This is a genomic window from Pseudodesulfovibrio sediminis, assembly GCF_020886695.1.
In the GTDB taxonomy this organism is placed as follows: Bacteria; Desulfobacterota; Desulfovibrionia; order Desulfovibrionales; family Desulfovibrionaceae; genus Pseudodesulfovibrio; species Pseudodesulfovibrio sediminis.
Map to the genome: position 1 here is coordinate 2,383,937 of NZ_AP024485.1, position 24,060 is coordinate 2,407,996.

The window sequence follows — 24,060 nt, forward strand, 5'->3', positions numbered from 1 at the left end:
CAATGAGCGACACAATCACTATCGAAAGTGAACTCAAGAAAAGTTATCTTGAGTACTCCCTCTCAGTCATTATCGGGCGTGCGATCCCGGATGTGCGCGACGGGCTGAAACCGGTCCACAGGCGCATCCTGTTCGCCATGCATGACCTGGGCAACTACCACAACCGTGCCTACAAGAAATCCGCCCGTGTGGTCGGTGACGTCATCGGTAAATATCACCCGCATGGTGATTCTGCCGTGTATGACGCATTGGTCCGAATGGCGCAGGATTTCTCCATGCGCGACATGTTGGTGGATGGTCAGGGTAACTTCGGTTCCATCGACGGCGATGCCGCGGCGGCCATGAGGTATACCGAAGTCCGCATGGCCAGGTTGTGCTCCGAATTCCTTGGTGACATCGAAAAGAACACCGTTGATTTCCGGCCCAACTATGACAACACCATGCAGGAACCCTCGGTGCTGCCCACAAAGGTGCCCAACCTGCTCCTCAACGGAACAACGGGTATCGCGGTCGGTATGGCCACCAATATTCCGCCGCACAACCTGGGTGAGCTGATCGACGGTTCCATTTACCTGCTGGATAACAAGGACTGCACGGTCGAATCACTCATGCAGTGGATCAAGGGACCGGATTTCCCCACAGGGGGCACGGTCTTTGGCGGTCAGGGGCTTATCGATGCCTACACGACCGGTCGCGGGTCCATCAAGATTCGCGGTGTGGTCGAGGTCGAAGAAGCCAAAAAGGGCAGGAAAGAGTGCATCGTCATCAAGGAAATTCCCTTTGCACTGAACAAGTCCTCGCTGGTTGAAAAGATTGCGGCACTGGTTCACGAAAAGAAGATCGAAGGCATCTCCGACCTGCGTGACGAATCCGATCGAAACGGTATCCGTATCGCCATTGATCTGAAACGAGGCGCCATTGCCGACATCATCATCAACTCCCTGTACAAATTCACGCAGCTTGAAACGAGTTTCGGCATCAACATGATGGCAGTCGTGGGCAAACGTCCCATGCTGTTGAATCTCAAAGATGTGCTGCGGCACTTCCTGGATCATCGCCGCGAGGTGATTATCCGTCGCACCAAGTTCGATCTCGATAAGTGTGAACGCCGTGTCCATATTCTGGAAGGCTTGCGCATCGCGCTCGACAACATCGACGAAGTGGTCAAGCTCATCCGCGCATCCGCATCTCCCGATGCAGCGCGTACAGCCCTCATGGACCGTTTCGAACTCAGCGAGATTCAGGCCAAGGCCATTCTTGATATGCGTTTGCAGAAGCTCACCGGTTTGGAGCACGACAAGCTGCTCGAAGAATTGGCCGAGCTCATGAAGAAGATCGAATACTTCAAGTCCATCCTTGAAAATGACGAAGTCCTCAGGGGCGTCATTCGTGATGAACTCAGGGAGATCAAGGAAAATTACGCCACCCCGCGTAAATCCGAGCTGCTCAGCGTAGACCTGGATTCCATTGATATCGAAGACCTCATTCCTGATGAGGAAACAGTCATTACGCTGTCCAGGCGCGGGTATATCAAGCGCACTCCGCTTTCCAACTACACGGCCCAGCGTCGTGGCGGAAAGGGCATAGCCGGTGTGCAGACAGGCGACGGCGACTTCATCCATACCTTCATGCTGACCACCAACCATCAGCATCTGGTGCTGTTCACCAATCTGGGCAAGATGTTCAAGATCAAGGTGCATCAGGTGCCGGAAGGCAGCCGGTATGCCAAGGGCGGACATGTCAACAACCTGTTGCCCCTGGAAAAGGACGAACATATCGCCACCGCGCTGTCACTGCGCGAGTTCCAGGACGACCGGTTCTTCCTGTTCGTGACCAAGAAGGGCATGATCAAGCGTTCTTCCATCGGACTCTATGGCAACTGCCGGACCACCGGTATTCGCGCCGTGAACCTGAAGGACAACGATGAACTCATGGATGTGCGCGAGATCGATCCGAATGTGGATTGCATCCTCGCCAGCCGTGAAGGATCAGCCATTCGTTTCAATATCAACGATGCCCGACCCATGGGACGGACCACAGCAGGCGTCAAGGGCATGGCCCTCAGACCCAATGACGAAGTGGTTGCCTGTGTGGTCACCGGAGATGAAGAACGCGATCAGTTGCTGACCGTATCCGAAGGCGGATTCGGCAAACGGACCACCATTGACCAGTATCGTGTCCAGACACGCGGTGGTAAGGGTATTCTGAACATGCGTTTGACCAATAAGACCGGTAAGGTTATCAGCGCACGCATGGTCAACGAGAATGACGATGTCATCCTGCTGACCACACAGAACAAAGTCATCCGCATGTCCGTGTCCGAAGTCAGCCAGACCAGAGGCCGCGCCACGCAGGGTGTCCGACTGGTCCGCATGGACGCCGACAACAAAGTAGCAGGGTTTGATCTCGTCATGGACGATGACGAAACCCTCAATGAAACAGAATAAATAGAGATTGCCGCTGGCAGCCGGGGGTAGGGAAGAACACGCTGTTGAACAGAGTTTTTCCTTCCCCCGGACTCTCTTTTTCATCAATGTGGCAGCAGCATTGAAGCGCAGAATCAGGTGATTAGAGAGTTCGTGATGGCTAAGACTATCACGAGTTCTTTTTTGCATAGTAAGTGAGATACTGGCCGATTGAATTTTTCGAAACGGCCCTACAATTTTTTGGAGAGTCCGGGAGTCTTGTAAAAGGTCATCCGGTCCTGCTGAAGGTAACTGCCGGTAGGCATAATGAATAAAAAAATCAGCATATTCATCCTGATCGCATTTGTGGCAATGCTGGCGGCTTGTTCCATTGAATCGTCGCCGGGAGCCTATGATATCGAGCATGCACGCGATGCGTATTCCAAGGGCTTTTTCCTTGAAGCGGAAAAGGATTACGAGCGCTATCTGCAGGCTGAACCCCAAGGGGAGTTTCGCAAGGAAGCCTGGGAACGTCTGGGTGAAATATCCATCACCATCAAAGGTGATCTGGACCGCGCGGTCGTACTCCTTGAGGCCATGTATCTCGAATTAGGTGAAGATCAGGAATTTGCCTGGAAAACCATGTTTCAACTCGGTGGGGTGTATGCCGAGTTGGGGAATAGATCCAAGGCAATAGATTCCTATGAGAAATGCCTGATGTTGGCGGCGGAATCTCCTGAGCACACCTATCAGACACAGTTGCACATGGCTCGTCTGTATCGGTCCATCGGGAGCTATGATCTGGTGGCCGAAACCCTGGAAAACTGTGCTGAATCGGCACAGGATCTGAATTCCAAAAGTCATTGCCTCTATGAACTGGCGCAGAGTTACAGTTTCATAGGGAGTTGGCATCAGGCCAGGAAAACCTTGGAAGCATTGCTCGCCATTCCTGATATTTCCGAAGAAACGCGCGCGCTTTCCATCTTTCTCATGGCTGACATCTATGAGTATGATCGGGATTATCGCAAAACACGCGAACTGCTTGAGTCCATTCTGGACACATATCCGAATCGAAAAGTCGTGGAATCCCGGTTGGCCAGTCTCCCTGAGATATCGCCTGAACCACTGCCGCTGCTGCCCCCGAAACAGTAGATATGGCCCGGTTCACCATTATTTCGCTTTGGTGTACCCTGAGCACACCATGCGCCTGCAACCAGAGAGTAATCAGTGAAAATTGGTCTGTGCACGCCGTTTAAACCAGTGGATCATCCGTCCATATCCGGGGATGTGACCATAGCGCGTGATCTTGTCTCCAGTGTGCGAGATCTCGGTCATGAGGTGGTCCCGCTGCCGTACTTTCCGGCCAAGGAAATCTATCGCAACAAGGCGAAATGGTTGGAGGCACAGCACGCCATGGTGAAGATGGCCCGAGTGGCCGGTCAGACGGATTGCTGGCTGACCTATGGTTCCTATTACAAGGTCCCGGATATTTTCGGCCTCGCGCTCACCCACCGTTTGAAGCTGCCTTATTTCATTCTGCAGGCGAGCTATGCCGAGAATCGGGGCCGGAAGATCGCCACCTGGCCGGGGTTCCGGCTGAACAAGCGGGCCATGCTTCAGGCCGACCATATTTTTTGCAATCGGCGCAATGATATGCGCGGATGCGCCAAGCTTCTGCCGGAAGAGCGGTACACCTTCATTCCTCCCGGAGTGCCGGAAGGATTGCTCAAGCGCGATGAACAGGCCGGGAATGCGTTTCGAGAGGCATGGGGCGTCGGTGACTCGCTGGTAGTGGAAACAGTGGCGATCATGCGTGCCGGTGTCAAGGCAGTCGGAGTGCAATGGATGTTTCATACCTGTGCCGAATTAATTGAAAAAGGGCGGGACATCACTTTGATCGTGGCCGGTGACGGTCCTTTGCGGGGGCAGCTGGAAGCGGAAGGAAAAGCCCTGCTTGGGGATCGGGTACGGTTTGTCGGGCTGGTGCCACGGAACGAATTGGGCGGCTTTTTCAGCGCCGGTGATCTGTTCGCTTTTCCCGGACTGAAAGAATCCATCGGCATGCTGTATCTGGAAGCGCAGATGTGCGGATTGCCTGTGGTGGCAACGGATGACGAGGGCGCGCCCATGGTTGTCAGGCATGAGCAGGGCGGGCTGCTGACACGCGCGACAGAGCATGAATTTACAAGAGGAGTGGATCGTCTGATCACGGACGCGTCACTTCGACGGACGTTGGGGAGTCAGGCCATGCAGTATGTTCTCGACAACCACAGCAGCATAGAGAGTTACCGGGTAATGACCGGCATAATGGAATCCATCGTGAACAAGGGACAACCTTCATGACCACATATTTTTGTATGCGCCACGGGCTGACCGAATGGAACCGCGAGAGCAGAATTCAGGGTGCGACCGATATCTCGTTGTGTGACGAGGGACGGGATATGGCCCGGAAATGGGCCGGTACATTGGCTGGCGGGGGGCTGCAATGCATCCTGACCAGTACGCTGGACCGGGCAAGGGAAACCGGCGCCATACTCAATGAAGTGTTGGGCCTGCCCGTGTATGAGGATGCCCGACTGAGTGAACAGGAGTGGGGCGAGTGGACCGGACTGACCAAGACTGAACTCAAGAAGTTGCACAAGCTCGTGCGGAAACAGGAAAGTAAAGGATTCGACTTCAGGCCTCCCGGCGGGGAGAGCCGGAACGAGCTGCTCATGCGGGCGTGTGACGCGCTTTTGGAGTTCCCGGAGGACCATGATGAGGAATCAGTGCTGGTTGTCACGCACAACGGCGTTTTGCGCGCTCTGGCGTATGCCCTGACCGGTCTGGACTACCTGCCGCAGGACAGGAATCCGCTCGTGGAATACCGGTTGCACCGTTTCCTGTGCATGGATAACGAGCTTGCCGTGGGTGAGCTGAACATGGAGCTGTGATGCGTATCGTTTTCTATTGCCAGCATGTGCTCGGCGTCGGCCATATGTTTCGCTCTCTGGAGATCGTCAAAGGGTTGAAGGACCATGAGGTCATTCTGGTCACCGGTGGTGCGGAAGTGGATTTTGATCCGCCTGCCAACATGCAGCAGATTCAACTGCCCGGCCTGATGATGGATGCGAAATTCACCCGCTTCATTCCCCTTGAAGAAGGAGCGGAAGTGGATGAAGTCCTGGTCCGTCGGCTGCGTCAGTTCAAACAGATCATGGCTGAACAGCAGCCTGATATTTTCATGGTCGAGCTGTTCCCGTTCGGTCGCAAAAAATTTCGTTTCGAATTGCTCCCGATCCTGAAAAAGATTCGCAAGGGCGAATACGGCAAATGCAAATCCGTATGCAGCGTGCGGGATATCCTGGTGGAAAAGGACGACATGAAACGCCAGGTGGAACGCGTGCACGGCTATCTGAATCCCAATTTCGATCATGTCTTGGTTCATTCGGATCCCAAGCTGGTCAAGCTGGACGAGACCTTTCCCGGCGTTGAAGGCATTGTGCCGGAAGTGCATTATACCGGATATGTGGCCCGCAAATCCGATCCGGTAGAGACCCGGACCTTGTCGGATGAGCTGCAACTCGGTGACACGCCGCTCATCGTCACATCCGTGGGCGGTGGTCATATCGGTCAGGACCTGCGGCAGGGCGTCATGGATGCGTCCCCTGTGCTGCACAGGACCCATCCGCACCGGCTCGTGCTGTTCACCGGTCCCTATGCTCCGGAAGCAGAGCTTGAAGCCCTCCAGAAACAGGCAGAAGCCCATGATCATATCACGGTAAAGCGATTTACCAAGCGGTTCCTCGCGTATCTTAAACTGGCGAAACTCTCGGTTTCATTGGGCGGATACAACACGACCATGAATTTACTGGCCACCAACACCTTTGGCCTCATGTACCCTTTCCTCCAGAACCGGGAGCAGAACATGCGCGCCCGGCGCATTGAGGAAAAGGGCGGACTCAAAGTGATCACCTCGGATGATCTGCACGTCGAACGGCTGGCTTCGCTCATGGCGGACGGGCTGGATAGGGATGCCGCACCGCTGGGACTGGACCTGAACGGGGGTCCCAATTCCGCAGCCATCCTTGAGCGGGTTTTCGAGGATATGTAGTTTTTCATCGCCCACCAAGCTATGGTGTGGGCAAAACAAGGAGATATTCATGCTTCTCAAAGGCAAAAAAGCCCTCATATTCGGTGTGGTCAATGACCGCTCCATCGCCTATGGCATCGCCAAGCAATTCAAGGAACAGGGCGCACGCCTCGCATTTAGTTACGCTGCAGACCCCATCAAACGTCGTCTTGAGCCTATCTGTGAAGAGTTGGAAGGCGAGTTCATGTTCAAATGTGATGTGACCAATGACGAAGAGATCGAAAAGGGACGCAGCATCGTGGAAGAGCAGTGGGGAGACGTGGACATACTGGTTCATTCCATTGCCTATGCCAACCGAGAGGATCTGAAAGGCCGGTTCATCGATACCAGCCGCGAAGGCTACAAAGTGGCTCTCGAAGTCTCGTCCTATTCGTTGGTGTCCCTGTGCAAGGCGTATGAAACCATGCTCAAACCAGGGGCGTCCGTGCTGACCATGAGCTATTACGGCGCAGGAAAAGTCGTGGCCAACTACAACGCCATGGGTGTGGCCAAGGCCGCTCTTGAGGCCTGTGTGCGCTACCTGTCCGTGGATCTGGGCGATATCGGTGTGCGGATCAACGCCATCTCCGCCGGACCGGTCAAGACCATGGCCGCGTCAGGTATCTCCGGGTTCAGCACCATCCTCGGCCGCATAGAGGAAAAAGCGCCGCTGCACAGGAATATCACCATCGACGATGTGGGCAAATGTGCTCTGTATCTCGCTTCCGATCTCTCCTCCGGCACCACCGGCGATGTCATCTTCGTGGACTCCGGGTATAACATCATGGGTGTCTAGGGGGGCCTATGAGCAGACGTTCCAGAAAGAGGCTGACCATTCTCGTAGTCCAACAAACTCCAACAGACCGCAAGCGCCTGATGGAAGTACTGGCGGATGACAAGGCCGAAGTGCTCGGCGCTTCGGGTGGGGATGACGGACTGGATGCGCTCCATGAACGCCAGCCGGACATTCTGGTCACTGATATCGTTTTCAGGGATATGGATGGCATAGCGTTCATGGAAAAGGCGCGGGAAGCCGTGCAGGGTATCAAGATCATCGTTGTTTTCGGGGAGTTCAATCCGCAGGATCTGGTTCGGGCTGTGGAATCAGGAGTGGAAGCGTTCATCCGGTTGCCTCTGGACGAAACCAAGCTGCGTGAGGCCGTCATGCAGTGCGCGCGTGATATAGTCCTGGCCAGACGTATGGCCCAGGTGGATTATTCCCTGCACAATCTGCTCGATTTTTTCCCGGCCCCCGCCGTGTTGATAGATGGCGTCGACGTGACCTACATGAACCGGCCTTTGACTTCTTTCTTCGGATATCAGGCATACGACAAGCTGGGTGAACTGGACTCTGGCATTGAAGATTTCATTCTTAAAATCAATGGTATAGACTATAATGGACAGCCCGGTGAGTGGGTGGATCTGATCGTGAATGACCCTGTGGACCGGGACCATGTGCTGCACATGGAGAACCCGCGTAATCCCGAGGGACGGCCAACTGTGTTCACGGTGACGTTCAACCAGTTTCCCGGCTCGGACATGCGATTGTTCACATTCCATGATGTCTCCGGTTTGGAAGATGAAAAGGTGTATCTCGAAGGCGAGGCGTCCACTGATCCGTTGACCGGGACACTCAATCGCAGGAGTTTTCTGGTGCAGCTCTCGCAAACTGTTGCCGTGGGCAGGACTTTCGGCCTCATCATGTTTGATATCGACCACTTCAAATCAGTCAATGACACCTATGGACATGATGTGGGCGATTCCGTGCTGAAGGAGATAGCACAGGTGGTGCGCAATAATATTCGGGTGCAGGACATGCTGGCCCGCTGGGGCGGTGAAGAGTTCATGGTGCTTTCGCCGGGAGCAGGTCCGAAACTGATGGCACGGGTTGCCGAGCGACTGCGGGAGCGGATTGCCGGGTTCCAGTTTACCGGGGTTCCCCGGCAGGTGACATCCAGTTTTGGCATGGTTGTGTATGAACTGGGCGAGCAGGAGGAAGTACTCCTGAAACGGGCTGATCAGGCATTGTACAGGGCAAAGGAAACCGGCCGCAACAAAGTGGTCAAGGGGTAGCGTCAGCTAGTTGAGCTGGCTCATGCCGATGCTCATCAGCACGCCTATGGCAAGCCAGAGAGCGGTTTTGGTAACGCGCAGGGCCGGAGGAGCGTTCTGAATCAGTAGGGATTCGGGAATGCCGGTAAAGGAATCTTCAGGGGTGAACAGGTAGATCAGGCTCTTCATCATGGTCTCCTCCAAACAGATCGTTCATGAATACATCTTCAATGAAACCACTATGCAACAAGCCTGACCCAGTCCAATAACAATGCGTGAGGCGAGCCATAAGGAAACGTGATTGCTCCTTGGCGGCGCCGGAGGTATAAGCACCAATGGAACTTTACCAGCTCAGAACATTCGTGGCTGTGGCCGAAGAAGGGAATTTCACCCGTGCTGGCAAGCGTGTGCATGCCACACAGCCGGCTGTGAGTGCGCATATCAAGGCCCTGGAGGAAGAACTGGGCGTGCGTCTGTTCAATCGCATTCCGCGTGGCGTGGAGTTGACGCATGCCGGTGAAGATTTGGTGCAGGACGCCATCGAAGTGCTGTCCGCAGCCACTGCGCTCAAGGCCAGAGCCGTGACCCTCGGTGGCGAGGTTTCCGGGGAAATTAGACTCGGCCTGTGTACGGACCCGGATTATCTCAAGATCACCACACTGCTTTCAGCAATGGGAGAGCGGTTTCCCAAGCTCAACCTGAAGTTGGTGCAGCTGCCCTCAAGAGTCATTCTGAAGGAATTACGGGCCAGAAATCTGGATGGTGCGTTCATTTTTTCCGGCAACCCCTACAATGATCTGGAGACCGTGAAGCTCGCCGAACCGCAGTACTCCGTGGTGGGCGCTAGCAGATACAAGGAAGAGTTGGAGCGCGGCGAAGCCGGTGCGCTTTCGGCTCACACCTGGATCATGCCCACCAGTGACTGCGCTTTCAGGGATTTGCAACTGGAGCTGTTTAATCAGCACGGCATCGTGCCGGTGCAGACCATTGGTGCGGATTCCGAAGAGGTTATCAGGCCGCTGCTTGTCGAAGGCAAGGCGCTCGGCCTGGTGCGTGAGGATGAGGTGGCGCGCATGCTCGAGTCAGGGCAGGGCGCGGAATGTTCTCCTCTGGGACGCCACCCCATGGAGCTGAATTTCATCTATCGCACCGGGGAAGGCGGCTATCCCTCCGTTGCCGCGCTCATCGAGATCGTTCGGCGTACCTGGGATGTGTAGCCCTCTGTTTTAGTCAACACCCCAGACTTTTTTAACGTGCTCGATAACAGCCTGCATGACAGGGTCCTGGTCGCGCCGTTTCAGATAGACGAAACTCAATCCGATGGACAGATCGTCAAAGGCGATGGCGTGCACAGGGTTGCCGATGCGGTTGGCGGCCTGGACTTCGTTCTCACGGAGAAAGGACACGCCTTTACCGGCAGCAACCAGAACGCGGATGACCTCGTCTCCATCCACCTCAAGCTGATTGGTCAGTTTGAAGTTGTGTGACTGGAAAAAAATATTCACTAGCTTCTGTACGGGATTGTCGGAAGGGTCCATGATCCACGGCAGATCTGCCAGCGCCTCAAGGCCTCCCTCTATTCTGTCTTTCCAGATATCGGGTATGGCTACGAAAAATTGCGTGGTTTCCAGAGGGACCGATTGCACATCAGAGTTCCGTGGCTCCCCGAAGATGAATCCGCAATCCAGATACCCGTCACGGATAGCATCCTGCACCGACGTGGAAGCCCGCTGCTGAAGCTGCAGCGTGACCTTGGGGTGCTCTTCGCTCAGCGAATTGAGCAGTTGTACCACCCGCAGATAATCGGCGTCGGTGTTCAGCCCCAGCGAAATGTCGCCCACAAGCTCATCGCCCATGTTGCGGGCTTCAAGCTTGAACTCTCTGGCGGCCTGCAACACCTGGTTCGCCTTGATATGCAGCCGCTCACCAGCCTCAGTCAATCGCATGCCCTTGGGGGTTCGAATGAAAAGTTTGGTGTCCAGCTCCTCTTCCAATGCCTTGATGTGGGCGCTTACGGAAGGCTGGCTGGTGTGCAGCCGCAAGGATGCGCGGGTCAGGTGCTGTTCCTCGGCCACCACGATAAAGGTCTTTAATTGATAGAGTTCCATGCCTGTTATCAGCTCCTTTGATGAACATGATCACCATAGCCGATTAAGAGCAAAATTGCCATCAGAAATACTGAACAAGTGCATCACACAAAACAATTGGATTGATTCCACACCCTTCCGTAGATGTGCAGATATGGAATAACGCCCGGTTGGTGGCAAAGAAAGGAGAATAATTATGAGCATGGATAACGATACCCGTCTGATGATGATGAACATGCGCAACGGTGCGCAGACCTCCGCTTCTGCACGCGCCCGCAAGACTGCCCGCCGTCCCGTTCGTGTGATGAGCACTGCGGCCATGGCCAGCTTTGCGCTGACCCTCTTTACCAGAGGCGCATAAATTTCGGGGCCTTTGTAGCCCTCATTACCAAGCGGGTTTGAGCCGTTCTTGTCTGGATTTTGCATCCTTTCCATCCAGACAAGAGCGGCTCTTTTATTGTCATTGTGACAAGAGATGACGTTACTCAAATTCTGTGAACTGGCGGTAAGCGAGGGGTGCCAAAGAACACCTGTCGTAAATTGAATAAATAGACAGTATATGGGTATTAATTGTAACACGTTGAAATAATGTAATTAATATATCAATACTCAAAGAGTAAGCGGCAGGTTCCCTGTTGCCAATACTCGGAGCGATGCAGTACGTGTTCAAAGAGTGAAAATTTTGCTTGATTTCTTATGTGAGAACTATTACTACTTAGCTCGCATTTGATGTCACGAATCGGGTCCGGTTGGACCGAACCAAACATAATTTAAGGAGTGTTGAGAAATGAGTAAGACCACTGAGAATCTGAAAGCCGCGTTTGCTGGTGAGTCCCAGGCCAATCGTAAATACCTTGCCTTTGCCGAGAAAGCTGACAAAGAGGGCAAGCCCGGTGTTGCCAAGTTGTTCCGCGCTGCCGCCGCTGCCGAGACCATCCACGCTCACGCCCATCTTCGTCTGCTGAAAGGTGTCGGTTCCACCGAAGAGAACCTCAAGGAAGCCATTGAAGGCGAAACCTATGAGTTCAAATCCATGTATCCGGAAATGATGGAAGATGCCAAAGCTGAAGGGGAAAATGCCATTCTGCGCTACTTTGGCTTTGCTAATGAGGCTGAAAAGATTCACGCCGAACTGTATACTGCTGCTCTCGAAGCAGATAACGACACCTTTGCCGATGCCGATTTTTACATTTGTTCCGTTTGCGGTCACACCCAGGACGGTGAACCCACTGACAAATGTCCTATTTGCGGTGCCGCTGCCAAGGCGTACACCAAAGTAGATTAAGGCGAGACCACCAAAAAAAGGCCCTGGCTGCATGCAGTCAGGGCCTTTTTTTGTGGTCTACACGGCTTCCGAGAGCGGCACCCCTTCCGCCTACGCATCGGCACCACTACTCGAAAGCCTCCCGTCCTCGGCGAGAGGGGAGAGCACGTCGCCACGCTGTGAAGAAAAAAAAATGCCGTTTTCTGATAAGGCAAAGAATATAAGGGTGTCGAATGGGAAGCGTTTCGCTTTGGTAGTGAATACAACTTGCCAGCTGTATACGAACATGATCCGTGGAGTGACGAAAGGCGAAATTATGTCTGAATACATTCTGCATGAAGGCAATATTCCCGCACTCAAATCGCCTAATATATCGAATTATTGGTATAAAAATTCTCACACCCCGCGAAGCGGCAACAAAAAGTTTTGGGAAAGAGAGGGATGGGGAGAAGGGAGAGAAAGTCCTTTTTCAAAAGGGTTTTCTCTCCCTTCTCCCCAGCTGCCGGAGGCATTTTCATACAGCCAATAAACTTGAAAATTTCGGTGAATTTCCTTACACCGTGTACATCCCGAAAACATATTAGAGGGGGAACCTCATGAAAATTCTGGTTGTTGGTTCTGGTGGTCGTGAGCACGCATTGTGCTGGAAGCTTTCTCAGAACCCGAAAGTAACGCAAATCATGTGTGCGCCGGGTAACGGCGGCACAGCCCAGGTGGGCGAAAATATAGCGGTCAAGGACGATGATATTCCGGCTCTGGTCAAATTGGCCAAAGAGCGCGAAGTCGATCTGGTTGTGGTCGGCCCGGAGTTGCCGTTGGTGCTTGGTCTGGAGAACGCCCTGCGCCAGGAAGGCATTCCCTGTTTCGGCCCCAATGCGTTTGCGGCCAATCTGGAAGGGTCCAAGGCCTTTTCCAAGAACGTCATGGCGGACGCTGGTGTACCCACCGCACCGTTCCGCGTGTTTGACGAATTTGATGAAGCCGTGGCTTTTATCAAGGAAAAGGGCGCTCCCATAGTGGTCAAGGCCGATGGTCTGGCTGCGGGCAAGGGCGTTGTCGTGGCCACCTCCGAAGAAGAAGCCATTGAGGCCGTGGAAGAGATGATGGTCAAAAAGGCTTTTGGCTCTGCGGGTGACCGCGTGGTCATCGAAGAGGCGCTCAAGGGTGAGGAAGCCTCCTTCCTCGCATTTTGCGACGGCACCAACTTTGCCATGCTTCCTTCCAGTCAGGACCACAAGGCCGCCTATGAGGGCGATACCGGCCCCAACACCGGCGGCATGGGCGCCTATTCTCCGGCCCCGATCCTGCCCAAGGAAAAGTATGCCGAGACCGCCGAGTTGTGTATCAAGCCCATCCTGCGCCACCTGGCTGCCAAGGATGAGCCGTTCAAGGGCGTGCTGTATGCAGGCCTGATGTACACCGATAACGGGCCGAGCGTGCTTGAATACAACGTCCGTTTCGGCGACCCCGAATGCCAGCCGTTGCTAATGCGGTTGGAAACCGATCTGCTCGAAATCATGTTTGCCTGCATTGATGGCAAGCTCGACGAAATTGATGTGGTCTCCACTCCGCAGACCGCCTGTGGTGTGGTCATTGCGGCTGAAGGATACCCCGGCTCCTATTCCAAGGGCATGGAAGTCACCGGACTCGACGCAGCCGATGCCATGGAAGGGGTCAAGGTCTTTCAGGCCGGAACCAAAGTGGACGGCGACAAGATTGTCACTTCCGGTGGCCGCGTGCTCTGTGTCACCGCACTGGGCGATGATCTGGCCGCGGCACAGAAAAAGGCCTACGAGGCCGTGGACAAGGTTCATTTCGACAAGAGCTTCTACCGCAAGGATATTGCGGACAAAGGTCTGAAAAGAATAAAATAATTACCTTCGTTAACCAGGGGACCCTGCACCAAGGGTTTCCTGGTCCTTTCAAAGCCTGTTGTCGCGTCGCCTGACGGGTTGGAGGGAAATCTGTGTTGAGGTGGCGGCGATGGTGTGTGCGCTGAGAAGGCGCGTCACGTTGGTAACATATGAGGGAATGCTATGCCGAAAGTTGTGATTTTCATGGGGTCTCTCTCTGATGAAGAGAAGATGCGGCCCTGTTCGGATCTGTTGAATGATCTGGGAATTGACCATGTTTTTACCGTGTCCAGTGCGCACCGTACACCGGAACGGACAGCCCGACTCGTCAAGGAATATGAAGCGGACGGTTGTCAGGTGTTCATTTGTGCCGCCGGACTGGCCGCACATCTGGCCGGGGCCGTGGCGGCCAAGACGACAAAACCCGTACTGGGTGTGCCGCTGACTGCTTCCTCGCTGGGCGGCATGGACGCCATGCTCGCCACTGTCCAGATGCCTCCGGGCTTCCCGGTCGGCACGCTGGCACTCGATAAGGTCGGCGCCAAAAACGCTGCCTGGTTCGCAGCACAGATTCTCGCACTCCACGACGCCACTCTGGCCGAAAAAATCCAACAGGCCAGAGACGGCTTCAAGGAATCAGTAGAAAAAGCCGCGGCCAGCCTGTAAAGGCGGGGTCTGCGGCATCTGGGGGAAGGGAGAGAATAGTGCCTGGAAAAGGTGCCTTTTTCTTCCCCCAGTCATATTTATTCCCGTATTTTCAGTACGTTTATGACGCAAGTCGGCAGTGGGATTCCTGCGCTTCCCGGTCTTCCCGGTCTTGGGCGGTGTCAGGGCTGTGTTGTTTGCTGCGGCAGGCATTGTTGCGAGACTTGCCGCAGATAGGGCTTTCGCGTATTGAGTTGAAGATAGGACATCATGACGAAATCCAAGAGTAATACGGCTGTTCCGGTCTTTCGATCCGGCAAGGAATCCCGGCGATTCGTGCGGAATCTGATCTGGATTCTTGTGCTGTGTTCTTTGGCCATGACTGGTCAGGGGTTACGTTATTATTTTAATTATTCTCAGTTGATACAGATACGGAACGAAACCGAAAAGCTGTATAAATCCGTGCTGGGACCGGATATCGGCGGTTCACCGTTTGGTCGGTTGCAGTTCGAGCAGGGCAAATTGATGGCCGCTCGTCGGGTCGGACTCGATCCATTGAGCGTGCTGGCGGCCTTGAGCCGTCCCGAGGCCCAAAGCCTCAAGCTGGACGGACTCAGCCTGACCGGCATGTCAGGGATGGCTCGCGGTGTCATGGGGGCAGGGCAGGAGGCGTTTGATGCCTATTTCAGCTCACTTTCCGACGACGATCAGTATCTTTTCAGACTGAATCGGAGCGAGGAAGGGCCGGACGGTGTTGTTTTCAGTCTGATTGTGGAGCCGAGATAACATGGCCGGAAAACGACTTGCATATCCTTGGAGCTCCTGGCCTCCGACTACGCAGCAGCGGTTTTTCAAGCTGGTCCTGAGTGGTACGGCGACCGCGTTTTTTGCTGTTTTTGTCGGTGTGTATCTGTTCACAGGCACACTGGATCAACAGATCAAGGCAGAAAAGGCGCAGTACAGTCGCGTGGTGCCGATTGTTCAGGAAATCAATATGCTTCATGCCCGTCAGGGCGATCTGGCCCACCTTTCGGTCGAAGAGGCCACCCGTCGTATTCTGGATGACCATGCGCTGACGGAACACACGATATCGTTCCATGAGACCCGCATTTCCGAGACAATGTTGGGAGAAGAGATGACCATGACCGGCCTGACATTGGTCATGGTGACGGATTTTCTGAAGGCCATTCGTGATCGGGCGAGCCTGCAGACGCCTGAATTCGCATTGACCCGCAACCCTGACGATCCGCGTCTGGCAGACGTGCATCTGGTTCTGGTGCGGTAAAGCCATGGCATACACCAACCCTGTACACTCAACGCTTCCGGGGCGCATCCTGGCCCGCCTCCTGCTTATCAGCGTGGGCTTTGTACTCGGCCTTGCCCTGTTTACGCCGTGGCACAAGATCTGGGCTTCGGCGTTGACCAAGGTGGACGAAGGGCTGCCCACGGTCGGCCTGACCTGGGGAGAAATCGACCACGACGGCCCGCTCGGGTTCCGTGTGCATGATTTCAAGATCACCGTGGCGCAGACACCGGGGTATCTGCACTTCAAGCAGGCGTTCGTGTCCATCGGCATTTCGCCGTTGGCCAAGGTGCGCCTCGATACCGGCGGCCCCCAATGTATGCTGGAATTGTTTTCCAACGGCGTCTTTGAGTTTGAGGGCGATCTCAACCTGACCTACCTGCTCGGATACAGTGACTTCAAGGGCATACTGCACGCGGCAGGCAGCCTGTTCATGCCCCAGGGCGCCATTCTTCCGAAAGACGGTTGGGTGGATGTTCGCACGCCGCTGCTCATTCTTCCTGGTGAAAAACCGGTGGAGGACCTCGCTTTCACCGCCTCCATTACGAATGAAAAAATGGACATCCGCGACTTTTCCATCCGCCTTCCCATTACCTACAAGTCCGTGGGCAAAGGGGTCATTGATCCCTCTGATCTCTTCCGCACCACCTTTGACCTCAACGGCGAAATGACCATTGGGCGGGAAGTTTTTCCCTATGATGTCAAAGGCACGTTGGCTGACGCCATCTGGTAGCTTACGCCTTGAAATAATACAGGAAATCTCTTTTGTCGTTGTCAGCCATGCCTGGTTTTCCTGAAAATTGTCTGTAGCAGATGCGGTGATTGTCCGTTTTCCTATTCACAGGGTGGGAATGGGAAGCTCAGGCATCATCCTTGCCATATTCTTTCAGGGCAGGTACATTGTGCGCCATGATGGTCAACGTGGAGCGAGTCTCACATAATTTCGGCTCATATTGGGCACTCAAGGATGTCTCGTTCAGCCTGAAAAAGGGCCAGTTCCTGTTCCTGACCGGACATTCCGGGGCAGGCAAGACAACCCTGCTCAGACTGCTCTACGGCGCACTGCCGGTTTTGCGTGGCCGTGCTTCCGTGGCCGGATATCAACTCAATAAACTGAAGAAGCGGAACATCCCGCAACTGCGGCGCAAGGTTGGCGTGGTCTTTCAGGATTTCAAGATCCTGCCCAATCGGACAGTGTTCGATAACGTGGCCCTGGCCCTTGAAGTGCGGGGGATGCCGCGGACCCATCTGGAACGCCGCGTTCGGGCCATTATTCGGGCCATGGGGCTTGATTCCAAGAGCTATTCCCTGTGCGAACGGCTGTCCGGCGGCGAGCAGCAGCGTGTGGCCATTGCCCGGTCCATGGTGGCCAATCCCGAACTGATCCTGGCAGATGAGCCCACCGGCAACCTTGATGTTGATCTGACCATGCACCTCATGGAAATTTTCAAGCAGTTTCACACCTATGGCACGTCGGTCATCATGGCGACCCACTCCAGGGAAGTACTGGAGTGCGTGCCCAATGCACGGATCATTCACCTTGAGGACGGGCGCATTGTCTCTGATACCGACAACCGGGACACGCTTGATGGTGACCCGCTGATAACCGGATTGGATGGTGGCTCCGAGGATGATTCCAAAGAAACGTCCATATTCGACGAGGTGGGGCTGTGATCGGTCAGTTCTTCAGACTTTCCCTGCGCGGCGTGGCCGACCTGCGGCTGCACCCCTTTGCCCAACTGCTTACGCTGGTGGCCGTTGCCATGGTCACTCTGCTGACCGGCCTGATCCTTTTGGGGCTGCATAACGTCAACCTCGAACTGTTGAAGTCCCGAGGCGAAGTGGAATTTCAGGTGTATTGGAAAACCGGCCTGGAAGAATCCGTGGTGCTGGCTGACTGGGAAGCCATCAACAAGCTTGAGCACCTGACGAAATTCAAGACATTCACTCCCAAGAGCGCCCTGACCGAGCTTGCCTCCACACTGGGCGAAAAGGGCGACTTCTCCTGGCTGGCCGAAAACAACCCGTTGCCGTATTCCGGTCTGGCCACATTTGCCGTGCCGCCCGAAGCGCAGAGCGATGGATGGGCGGCCAGACTGTTGACCCGTATCAAATCCATGCCCGGCGTGGACAAGGTCAACTACACCCCGTTTCAGGCTGATCTGGCCCAGGGATGGATGACTCTTTCCCGCATGGTCATCTGGCCTGTGCTCGGCTTCCTCGCGCTCATTATCTCACTGGTCGTGCACAACACCATCAAGCTCTCACTGCTCACCCGGATGGACGAGGTGGAAATCCTTTCACTGGTCGGGGCACGCCCCAGCTATATCCGCTGGCCGTTGCTCACCGGCGGTTTCATTCAGGGCGTACTCGGTTCGGGCGCTGGTATAGGTCTTGTCATACTGGTGCATTCGTTCATTGCCGAGGCCTTTAATTTCGCACCGTTCTACATCGAAATCCACTTCATGCCCATTCAGCAACTCCTCATACTCGGCGGAGCCGTGACATTCGTGTCAGTGATCTCCAGTTGGGTGGCGGTCAAAGCCTAGCGCACGCTACACGGCGTCTGGGAGGCCTCTGGCAGTCCTTGCGCCTCCTTTGGCGACTCTCACCCGCAAGCAAGGCCGAGAGCCTGAAAAACCCCAGCCAACTATTTCTCCACTCCACATTGCGCAGCGGCGAGATAACGTTGAGGAAAAGAAAGGGGGTGGGCGCTGGGGCATCTACCCCTTCAAGACAGCGTCCATGACTGTGATGCAGGTGTCGTCGTCCGGGACAAAGGCGGTCTCGCCTATGGCGACCACCGGGCGCATGCCGATGACGGAATTCAGGATATAGGCATGACGGAACGAGGCGAGCTCTTCCTTGGACAGCCGTGCGGGCAGGATATCGAGCACGGTGTGGGCCACGGCCAGGGCGGTTGATGGCAGACAGTAGGGGGAATCCACGGTGACAAACTGGCCTTCCTTCTGGAAGACGAGGGCACCGGTCGTGGATTCGAGCAGGTTGTCGTCGAAATCGAACAGGGCGGTATCGTCGAAGCCGCGGGCCTTGGCCTGTTGCATGGCCAGATGGAAGAACATGTAGTTGGTTGTCTTCTGGGCGTTGAGCACGGACACATGGCGGTCATTGCAGACGCAGAGACGGTAGGCCTTGTACGGCTTGGGTTCATGGGGGACGGCCATGATGACCGGCGTGGCGCCTTTATTTTCGATGGGGTAGAAAATATTGATCCGCGCGGTCTGGCCGAGCAGGCCGTTACGGTTGAGCACCTGCTCGATGACTTCTTCGAAATTCACGCTTTCGTAGGGCACTTCGAAGGCCCGAAGCGAATGGAGCAGACGGTCCAGATGCAGGTTGAGATGACAGACCTTCAGGCCGTTGTAATAGATGGTCTCAAAGAATCCAGCGCCGTACCGAAAGGCCGGAGCGGTCGGGTCGAGGTGCACGCCCTCACGGGTGTAGCTGTTGTCGTGATAATGGATCATTGTTCCCCCAGTCCGAGAAATTTGTCAGCTTTTGCTAATGTTTCCTGATACTCGCTTGCGGGTTTGGAGTCCACAACGATGCCGCTTCCCGCATAGACGTTGAGGGTGTGGGTTTCCGTGTCGTGGGTGGCCGTGCGAATGGCGATGGATGAGTCCATGTTCCGCGTGTCCCGGATGACCACGATGGAACCGCAGTACACGCCACGGTCATGCGGCTCCAACTCCTCTATGATGCGCATGGAGCTCTGCTTTGGGCAGCCGGTGACGGACCCGCCGGGAAAGGCGTCGAACAGCAGGTCCAGACAATCCCTGTCCTCCCGCAGCTCGCCATGTACATCCGCATACATCTGGAGGAGATTATCCACCTGAAAAATGGATTTGTGATGCTCCACGCGCACGCTGTCATAGGTGCAGTTGGCTGAAATATCATTGCGGATAAGGTCCACGATCATGGATAACTCCGCAGATTCCTTGTGTGACTTGGTCAGGTGCGCGTTCAGCTCGGGCGAATAGTCAGCAAAGGCGAGGGTGCCCTTGATGGGTTGGGACAGCACGTGACCGTCCTCTACCCGTAGAAATCGCTCCGGCGAGGTGGAGAGCACCCGCAGCGGGCCGCTGGTCAGCCATGCGTAGAAAGGGGCGGGGTGGTCATGGCGCAGTGCCAGGAAAAGGGCCAGGGGATCGAGATCAGGGCAGTGCCAGGAAAAGCGCGTGGACAGATTGAGCTGATAGGTGTGACCCGACAGAATGCGTTCCAGTGTCTCGCGCACGCCCGCCTCGTAGCCCGCCTGATCCAGTGACAGGCGGGGCGGTGTGTCCGGGAGGCCGGTCACAGGGCCGGGAGCCGCGTGGTCGAGCGGGCCGGTGAGCAGAGCGGTCATCCGGTTCAGCAGGTCGGTGTCGCTGGCGGTGATGGTTGCCTGACCGTCTGCGTATTCTGCAATGGCCGCGTATTTTTTCAGATGTCCCAAGGGAAAATCGGTGGCCTTGTCCGAGGCCACGCCGCGCAACAGCATGCCGTAGGTATAGCTGATGTAGCCGAGGGCCGGGTCGGGCGTGTTGAAACAGAAGTCCTTGATCTGGGCCGGGGTGGTCGTGGCCGAAATGATCAACTCGGCAATGGGGTGCACGCCGACCAGGGATTCAGTCAGGCTGGGGTAGCCTTCTGCGGACAGCAGCAGGTCGCCATCCAGCTGTCGGGCCAGCAACGCGGCAAACCGGTCGAAGCGGTCCCGCTCAAGAGAGGCTGAGAAAGTCGAGCGCGTATTCAATGAACCAGCCTCCATAGGGTGTGAGAAAGGATTCCGGGTGAAACTGGTAGCCCAGTATTCTGTCGTCCCGGTTGCCCAGACACATGGGAATCGAATCCCGGTTCTCTGCCAGTACTGTAAGACCGCTGCCCACGGTTTGCACGCGCAGGGAGTGGTACCGGGCCACAACCCGCTCGATCCCGTTCAGTCTGATCGTATCTGTCTTTCCATGCACACAGCCTGTCAGTCTGCCGGTAGTGCCTCCGGCGTGTTCATTGATGATTTGCATGCCCAGACAGATGCCGAGCACGGGCTTTCCGGCGGAGAATACCCGTTCATAGCCGGGATATTCAGCCGGTTCTCCCGGCCCTGGCGAGATGACGATCAGATCAGGCGTGGTCAGGTCCACATCCGGCAGGGCGGCATATGGGGCGATGGCAACCGTCGCCCCGTCTATCGCTGCCACCAACAGGTGTTCCAGGTTTCGCGTGAAACTGTCGTTGTTGTCGATGATCAAAACATCCATATCTGTGCCATCAAGGTGTGCGGACGGCGTGCCCTACACCTTGTCTTTCACTTGCCTGAAGAACTCCTGAAGGAACTGTGGGGTTGTTTCCGTACCGTTGACGTCCAGGCGTATGAGCTGCACGACCAGGTTTCCTCTGGGAGTGGTGGTGGAGGTGAAGTACAGGGCGTGCGTGTCGCCGCCCGCCGCGATCATGGAGAAAATCCAGGTGTCATTCTCGTGCATCCACCCTGTGTGCGGGTCACCGGATTGCTCGGCTTCACGTACCAGGATTGCCACGAATCCGGCCAGGGGCAGGCGGCCCGGTACACCGAGAAATTCGCCCTGTTCGTTATGGATGACGATGGGCGTGTTCAGGAAGGCCTCGGACGGCTGCTTTGCGTTGGGGCTGCCGGAGGGATCGTCCTTTTCCAGGGCATAGGATTTGACCTCGCCTTCGGGACCGCGAACATTCACGATCTTGCGTGCTCGGACCTTGGCTTCCGCAGGCTGGGGCGCTGGTTCCGGTTCCGGTGCAGGCTCCGGCATCGGTTCCGGCTCCACCACGGGTTCCGGCGTCGGTTCCGGCATTGATGCAGGTTCCGGGGCAAGGCTGGGTGCGGACTGCTGTTGTTCAAGCAACCGGGCATACAAATCCTGATTGTTGGACTCCATCTCGACCAGCGTGTTCAGGATGGATTCCACTTTCTGCAGCCGTCTTTCCGCCTTGACCTGCGCGGTTGCCAGTCCGGCCATGCCCTGCATCATCTGCCCGGCCGTGGCAAAGAACTTCTTCATGTATTCCTGAGAGACGCCTTCCATGGGGGCGGACTCGGCCGCAGGTTGTCCGGTTCCGGCTGACACGCTGGTACGGCGGGATCTGACCTGCGGGATTTCCTTAAAGTTTTCCTTTAAGACCTTGTGGGTTTCGTTGACCGACATGCCCTTGGCAAAGCTGTCGCGGATTTTGAGACAGACATCGCCCGCTTCTTTTTTGAACCGGATGGGCTTGCCGCGCGTGAGTACGGGGATGAACCCGGGAAACTTGCGTCGATAGCTCTTTATGGTTGTTTCAGAGACGCCGCACAGGCTCGCCAGGTCTTTATGTGTATAGATATCTGTCATGATAACTGCTCATTCTCGGGTTGATGGAGGAAGTGTTCCGGGTGCTCAGGCTCAGCCGCCTTGGTCTGGTTCTCAATCGGTTGTCCCAGATGCATGAAACCGTGTGCGGCTGCATGCAGGGAGTGTATGAAAGGGGAGATTTTCTACCAAGTCTGACAATCACTTTCCGGGGATTGGAGCCCAATGCGAGTCGGATCACTGTTCCTCCTTGTGTCACAATCGTCACCTATCGTCACCCTTGTAAATCAATGAGATTTAGGCAACGAAACTTACCGATCTTTTATCTAGAAAACATCTAGAGGTCAAGCAGAGGGTGCATGAATGTGCACGAGTCCCGGCATATTGTCCATGGATAATCACACGCAAACAGCCAGGCGGTTGCCTGGCTGTCATAAAGCGAATATGAGCGGTCGAAACCGCGAGATTGCGGTGGGCTAATTGATGTTGATGGAGGCCACATCGTCCTTTTTGACTTCCACAAGCTTGACTTTCAGATCACGGGTCGTGGTGTAAAAGGAATAGGTGTCGCCGCTGTCGTTGCCGATATACAGATAGGAGTTCAGGAAGGCGAGTTCCTTGCCCTGCTTGGAGAGGATCAGGAAGTTCTCCTTGCCCTTGAACATGATGGTCTTCCAGCGAGCCACATCCTGAAAGCGGGTCAGGCTGATCACGGTGGAGGAGCGGCCATTGAGGTTGCCCGAGATGTAGATGTAGTATTTCCCGATCTTGTTGAACTTGGTCAGTTCGAGGATGGTGCCGTCCTTGAGCTGTACAGAACCGGCAGGACCGGCAGGCACGATATCACTGATGGGATTGGTGGAGCCGTTGTCCGGTGCCGGTACGGCAGCTTCTTCGGCCGGTGCAGTGGGTTCTGCCACGGCAGCGGTCTCAGCCATGGGTTCTTCGACCTCTTTTCCTCCACAAGCGGCCAGAGTCAGGATGAGGGTCAGGGTCAATACTATGTAGATGGTCCGCATGGGTCCTCCAGATGTTTGCAATGTTCCCCGTCGGTTTATCAGGGAATGGACGGAGAATCCAGAGTTCCATTCGATCTGGAATCAGAACGGATGGGGCTGAGACAGAGTGAAGAGAACCGCGTGCTTTTCTTTGGTTTTATGCGCAGAGTGGACCTTGAAGCACGATGGTGGTACCTCAAAAGTATTCAGCCGCCCCTCTTCCGCCAACCACTATCCCGCAGGTGAAAACAGCGTGAACTACCATCATTTCATCATCACCCGGTTCAATATCAATATTTATGACATCGATTTTCCCAAACGGCTGGAGGATACGTGGCTCTCGGTTCGTTTCGAGTTGTTTCAGAAATACTGTTTTCCTACGGTTAAGGCACAGAAGAATCAGGACTTTACCTGGCTGGTTCTGTTTGATGCGCAGACTCCGGCCCGGTACAAGACGCTCATCAGCGTTTATGCAAAGTACCATAATTTCGAGCCTGTTTACTGCGGTGCCTTTGCTACCATCATGGACACGGTGAAGGAGCGGATGAAGCAGATTGCCCCTGACGCGGAGTGGTTCGTTTCCACCAGGCTGGACAATGACGATGCCCTCTCCACCGGGTTCATCCATTGTGTGCAGGGCGTGGTTGATTCCTTGAACGAGACGGACCTTGCGCCGTCGGACACGCTCTACATCAATTTTCCCAACGGGTTGCAACTCAAGGAGGGGTATTTTTACGATTTCAAGGACGCAACCAACGCCTTTGTTTCTCTGGTCGAACGGGCTGACGATCCGCATACGGTCTTTTGGGTAGATCATCCCTGTATCCACGACGTGGCCCCGGTGATTCAGGCGGAGACCAGCCCCTTGTGGCTTCAGGTGGTGCATGACCTGAATGTCTATAACTATGTGCGCGGGGAGCGGGTGGACCCGGTCGGTGTTGCCAGACATTTTCCCTGCGATTTCGATATGGATGAATAATCGTCGATATCCATGCGCGAAAAAAAAACGGGACACC

26 protein-coding genes are annotated in these 24,060 nt (G+C 55.2%); 19 read left to right on the top strand and 7 right to left on the bottom strand.

What is annotated here, in order from left to right; all coding sequences use genetic code 11:
- Window positions 1-2: 2 nt before the first annotated feature.
- From gyrA to SRBAKS_RS11480, 7 genes are all read left to right on the top strand, one after another.
- Window positions 3-2,447 (top strand): DNA gyrase subunit A, encoded by a 2,445-nt coding sequence (gene gyrA, locus SRBAKS_RS11450; protein ID WP_229591027.1) that lies wholly within the window; start codon window positions 3-5, stop codon window positions 2,445-2,447.
- 285 nt (window positions 2,448-2,732) lie between these two features.
- Complete coding sequence (locus tag SRBAKS_RS11455; protein WP_229591028.1) at window positions 2,733-3,557, top strand: tetratricopeptide repeat protein; 825 nt, start codon at window positions 2,733-2,735, stop codon at window positions 3,555-3,557.
- Window positions 3,558-3,632: 75 nt separating this feature from the next.
- The gene (locus SRBAKS_RS11460) at window positions 3,633-4,748 is read left to right on the top strand and encodes a glycosyltransferase family 4 protein (RefSeq protein WP_229591029.1); all 1,116 of its coding nucleotides are present in this window, start codon (window positions 3,633-3,635) and stop codon (window positions 4,746-4,748) included.
- Window positions 4,745-5,338 carry a histidine phosphatase family protein gene (locus SRBAKS_RS11465; protein ID WP_229591030.1) on the top strand — a complete coding sequence of 198 codons (594 nt, stop codon included), beginning with the start codon at window positions 4,745-4,747 and terminating at the stop codon, window positions 5,336-5,338. The genes SRBAKS_RS11460 and SRBAKS_RS11465 overlap by 4 nt, the downstream gene beginning before the upstream one ends.
- Complete coding sequence (locus SRBAKS_RS11470) at window positions 5,338-6,498, top strand: glycosyltransferase family protein (RefSeq protein WP_229591031.1); 1,161 nt, start codon at window positions 5,338-5,340, stop codon at window positions 6,496-6,498. The genes SRBAKS_RS11465 and SRBAKS_RS11470 overlap by 1 nt, the downstream gene beginning before the upstream one ends.
- 49 nt (window positions 6,499-6,547) lie before the next feature.
- Complete coding sequence (locus tag SRBAKS_RS11475; protein ID WP_229591032.1) at window positions 6,548-7,312, top strand: enoyl-ACP reductase FabI; 765 nt, start codon at window positions 6,548-6,550, stop codon at window positions 7,310-7,312.
- Window positions 7,313-7,320: 8 nt separating this feature from the next.
- On the top strand, window positions 7,321-8,589 hold the full coding sequence (locus SRBAKS_RS11480; protein WP_229591033.1) for a GGDEF domain-containing response regulator: 1,269 nt from the start codon (window positions 7,321-7,323) through the stop codon (window positions 8,587-8,589).
- A gap of 6 nt (window positions 8,590-8,595) precedes the next feature.
- Here the strand turns inward: SRBAKS_RS11480 and SRBAKS_RS11485 are convergent, their stop codons facing one another.
- On the bottom strand, window positions 8,596-8,760 hold the full coding sequence (locus SRBAKS_RS11485) for a hypothetical protein (RefSeq protein WP_229591034.1): 165 nt from the start codon (window positions 8,758-8,760) through the stop codon (window positions 8,596-8,598).
- Between the two features lie 143 nt (window positions 8,761-8,903).
- On the opposite strand from SRBAKS_RS11485, the gene SRBAKS_RS11490 reads away from it, so the two are divergent.
- Entirely contained in the window at window positions 8,904-9,785 is an 882-nt protein-coding gene (locus SRBAKS_RS11490) for a LysR family transcriptional regulator (protein ID WP_229591035.1), read from the top strand.
- A 9-nt stretch (window positions 9,786-9,794) separates the two neighbouring features.
- On the opposite strand, the gene SRBAKS_RS11495 is transcribed toward SRBAKS_RS11490, so the two are convergent.
- The gene (locus SRBAKS_RS11495; protein WP_229591036.1) at window positions 9,795-10,676 is read right to left on the bottom strand and encodes a LysR family transcriptional regulator; all 882 of its coding nucleotides are present in this window, start codon (window positions 10,674-10,676) and stop codon (window positions 9,795-9,797) included.
- 175 nt (window positions 10,677-10,851) lie between these two features.
- On the opposite strand from SRBAKS_RS11495, the gene SRBAKS_RS11500 reads away from it, so the two are divergent.
- The 10 genes from SRBAKS_RS11500 to SRBAKS_RS11545 all read left to right on the top strand — a co-directional run bounded on the left by SRBAKS_RS11500 (window position 10,852) and on the right by SRBAKS_RS11545 (window position 18,269).
- Window positions 10,852-11,016: a hypothetical protein gene (locus SRBAKS_RS11500; RefSeq protein WP_229591037.1), complete on the top strand. Its 165-nt coding sequence runs from the start codon at window positions 10,852-10,854 to the stop codon at window positions 11,014-11,016.
- 426 nt (window positions 11,017-11,442) lie between these two features.
- Complete coding sequence (locus tag SRBAKS_RS11505) at window positions 11,443-11,940, top strand: rubrerythrin family protein (RefSeq protein ID WP_229591038.1); 498 nt, start codon at window positions 11,443-11,445, stop codon at window positions 11,938-11,940.
- A 295-nt stretch (window positions 11,941-12,235) separates the two neighbouring features.
- Complete coding sequence (locus tag SRBAKS_RS11510; protein WP_229591039.1) at window positions 12,236-12,448, top strand: hypothetical protein; 213 nt, start codon at window positions 12,236-12,238, stop codon at window positions 12,446-12,448.
- Between the two features lie 67 nt (window positions 12,449-12,515).
- Window positions 12,516-13,793: a phosphoribosylamine--glycine ligase gene (gene purD / locus SRBAKS_RS11515; protein ID WP_229591040.1), complete on the top strand. Its 1,278-nt coding sequence runs from the start codon at window positions 12,516-12,518 to the stop codon at window positions 13,791-13,793.
- Window positions 13,794-13,955: 162 nt separating this feature from the next.
- Window positions 13,956-14,438, top strand: a complete 483-nt coding sequence (gene purE, locus SRBAKS_RS11520; RefSeq protein WP_229591041.1) for a 5-(carboxyamino)imidazole ribonucleotide mutase — start codon at window positions 13,956-13,958, stop codon at window positions 14,436-14,438.
- 249 nt (window positions 14,439-14,687) lie between these two features.
- Window positions 14,688-15,203, top strand: a complete 516-nt coding sequence (locus SRBAKS_RS11525; protein ID WP_229591042.1) for a hypothetical protein — start codon at window positions 14,688-14,690, stop codon at window positions 15,201-15,203.
- A gap of 1 nt (window position 15,204) precedes the next feature.
- Complete coding sequence (locus SRBAKS_RS11530) at window positions 15,205-15,702, top strand: hypothetical protein (protein WP_229591043.1); 498 nt, start codon at window positions 15,205-15,207, stop codon at window positions 15,700-15,702.
- Between the two features lie 4 nt (window positions 15,703-15,706).
- On the top strand, window positions 15,707-16,453 hold the full coding sequence (locus SRBAKS_RS11535) for a hypothetical protein (protein ID WP_229591044.1): 747 nt from the start codon (window positions 15,707-15,709) through the stop codon (window positions 16,451-16,453).
- A gap of 179 nt (window positions 16,454-16,632) precedes the next feature.
- On the top strand, window positions 16,633-17,394 hold the full coding sequence (ftsE, locus tag SRBAKS_RS11540) for a cell division ATP-binding protein FtsE (RefSeq protein WP_229596965.1): 762 nt from the start codon (window positions 16,633-16,635) through the stop codon (window positions 17,392-17,394).
- On the top strand, window positions 17,391-18,269 hold the full coding sequence (locus SRBAKS_RS11545; RefSeq protein WP_229591045.1) for a cell division protein FtsX: 879 nt from the start codon (window positions 17,391-17,393) through the stop codon (window positions 18,267-18,269). The genes ftsE and SRBAKS_RS11545 overlap by 4 nt, the downstream gene beginning before the upstream one ends.
- A gap of 174 nt (window positions 18,270-18,443) precedes the next feature.
- On the opposite strand, the gene SRBAKS_RS11550 is transcribed toward SRBAKS_RS11545, so the two are convergent.
- The 5 genes from SRBAKS_RS11550 to SRBAKS_RS11570 all read right to left on the bottom strand — a co-directional run bounded on the left by SRBAKS_RS11550 (window position 18,444) and on the right by SRBAKS_RS11570 (window position 23,065).
- Window positions 18,444-19,208 (bottom strand): aminotransferase class IV, encoded by a 765-nt coding sequence (locus SRBAKS_RS11550; protein ID WP_229591046.1) that lies wholly within the window; start codon window positions 19,206-19,208, stop codon window positions 18,444-18,446.
- Complete coding sequence (locus SRBAKS_RS11555; protein ID WP_229591047.1) at window positions 19,205-20,479, bottom strand: chorismate-binding protein; 1,275 nt, start codon at window positions 20,477-20,479, stop codon at window positions 19,205-19,207. Before SRBAKS_RS11555 ends, SRBAKS_RS11550 begins: the two co-directional genes overlap by 4 nt.
- Entirely contained in the window at window positions 20,445-20,984 is a 540-nt protein-coding gene (locus SRBAKS_RS11560) for an aminodeoxychorismate/anthranilate synthase component II (protein WP_229591048.1), read from the bottom strand. The genes SRBAKS_RS11555 and SRBAKS_RS11560 overlap by 35 nt, the downstream gene beginning before the upstream one ends.
- A 33-nt stretch (window positions 20,985-21,017) precedes the next feature.
- Complete coding sequence (locus SRBAKS_RS11565) at window positions 21,018-22,088, bottom strand: helix-turn-helix domain-containing protein (protein WP_229591049.1); 1,071 nt, start codon at window positions 22,086-22,088, stop codon at window positions 21,018-21,020.
- Window positions 22,089-22,522: 434 nt separating this feature from the next.
- Window positions 22,523-23,065 (bottom strand): hypothetical protein, encoded by a 543-nt coding sequence (locus SRBAKS_RS11570; RefSeq protein ID WP_229591050.1) that lies wholly within the window; start codon window positions 23,063-23,065, stop codon window positions 22,523-22,525.
- Window positions 23,066-23,219: 154 nt separating this feature from the next.
- On the opposite strand from SRBAKS_RS11570, the gene SRBAKS_RS11575 reads away from it, so the two are divergent.
- Window positions 23,220-24,023: a glycosyltransferase gene (locus SRBAKS_RS11575; protein ID WP_229591051.1), complete on the top strand. Its 804-nt coding sequence runs from the start codon at window positions 23,220-23,222 to the stop codon at window positions 24,021-24,023.
- Window positions 24,024-24,060: the final 37 nt, after the last annotated feature.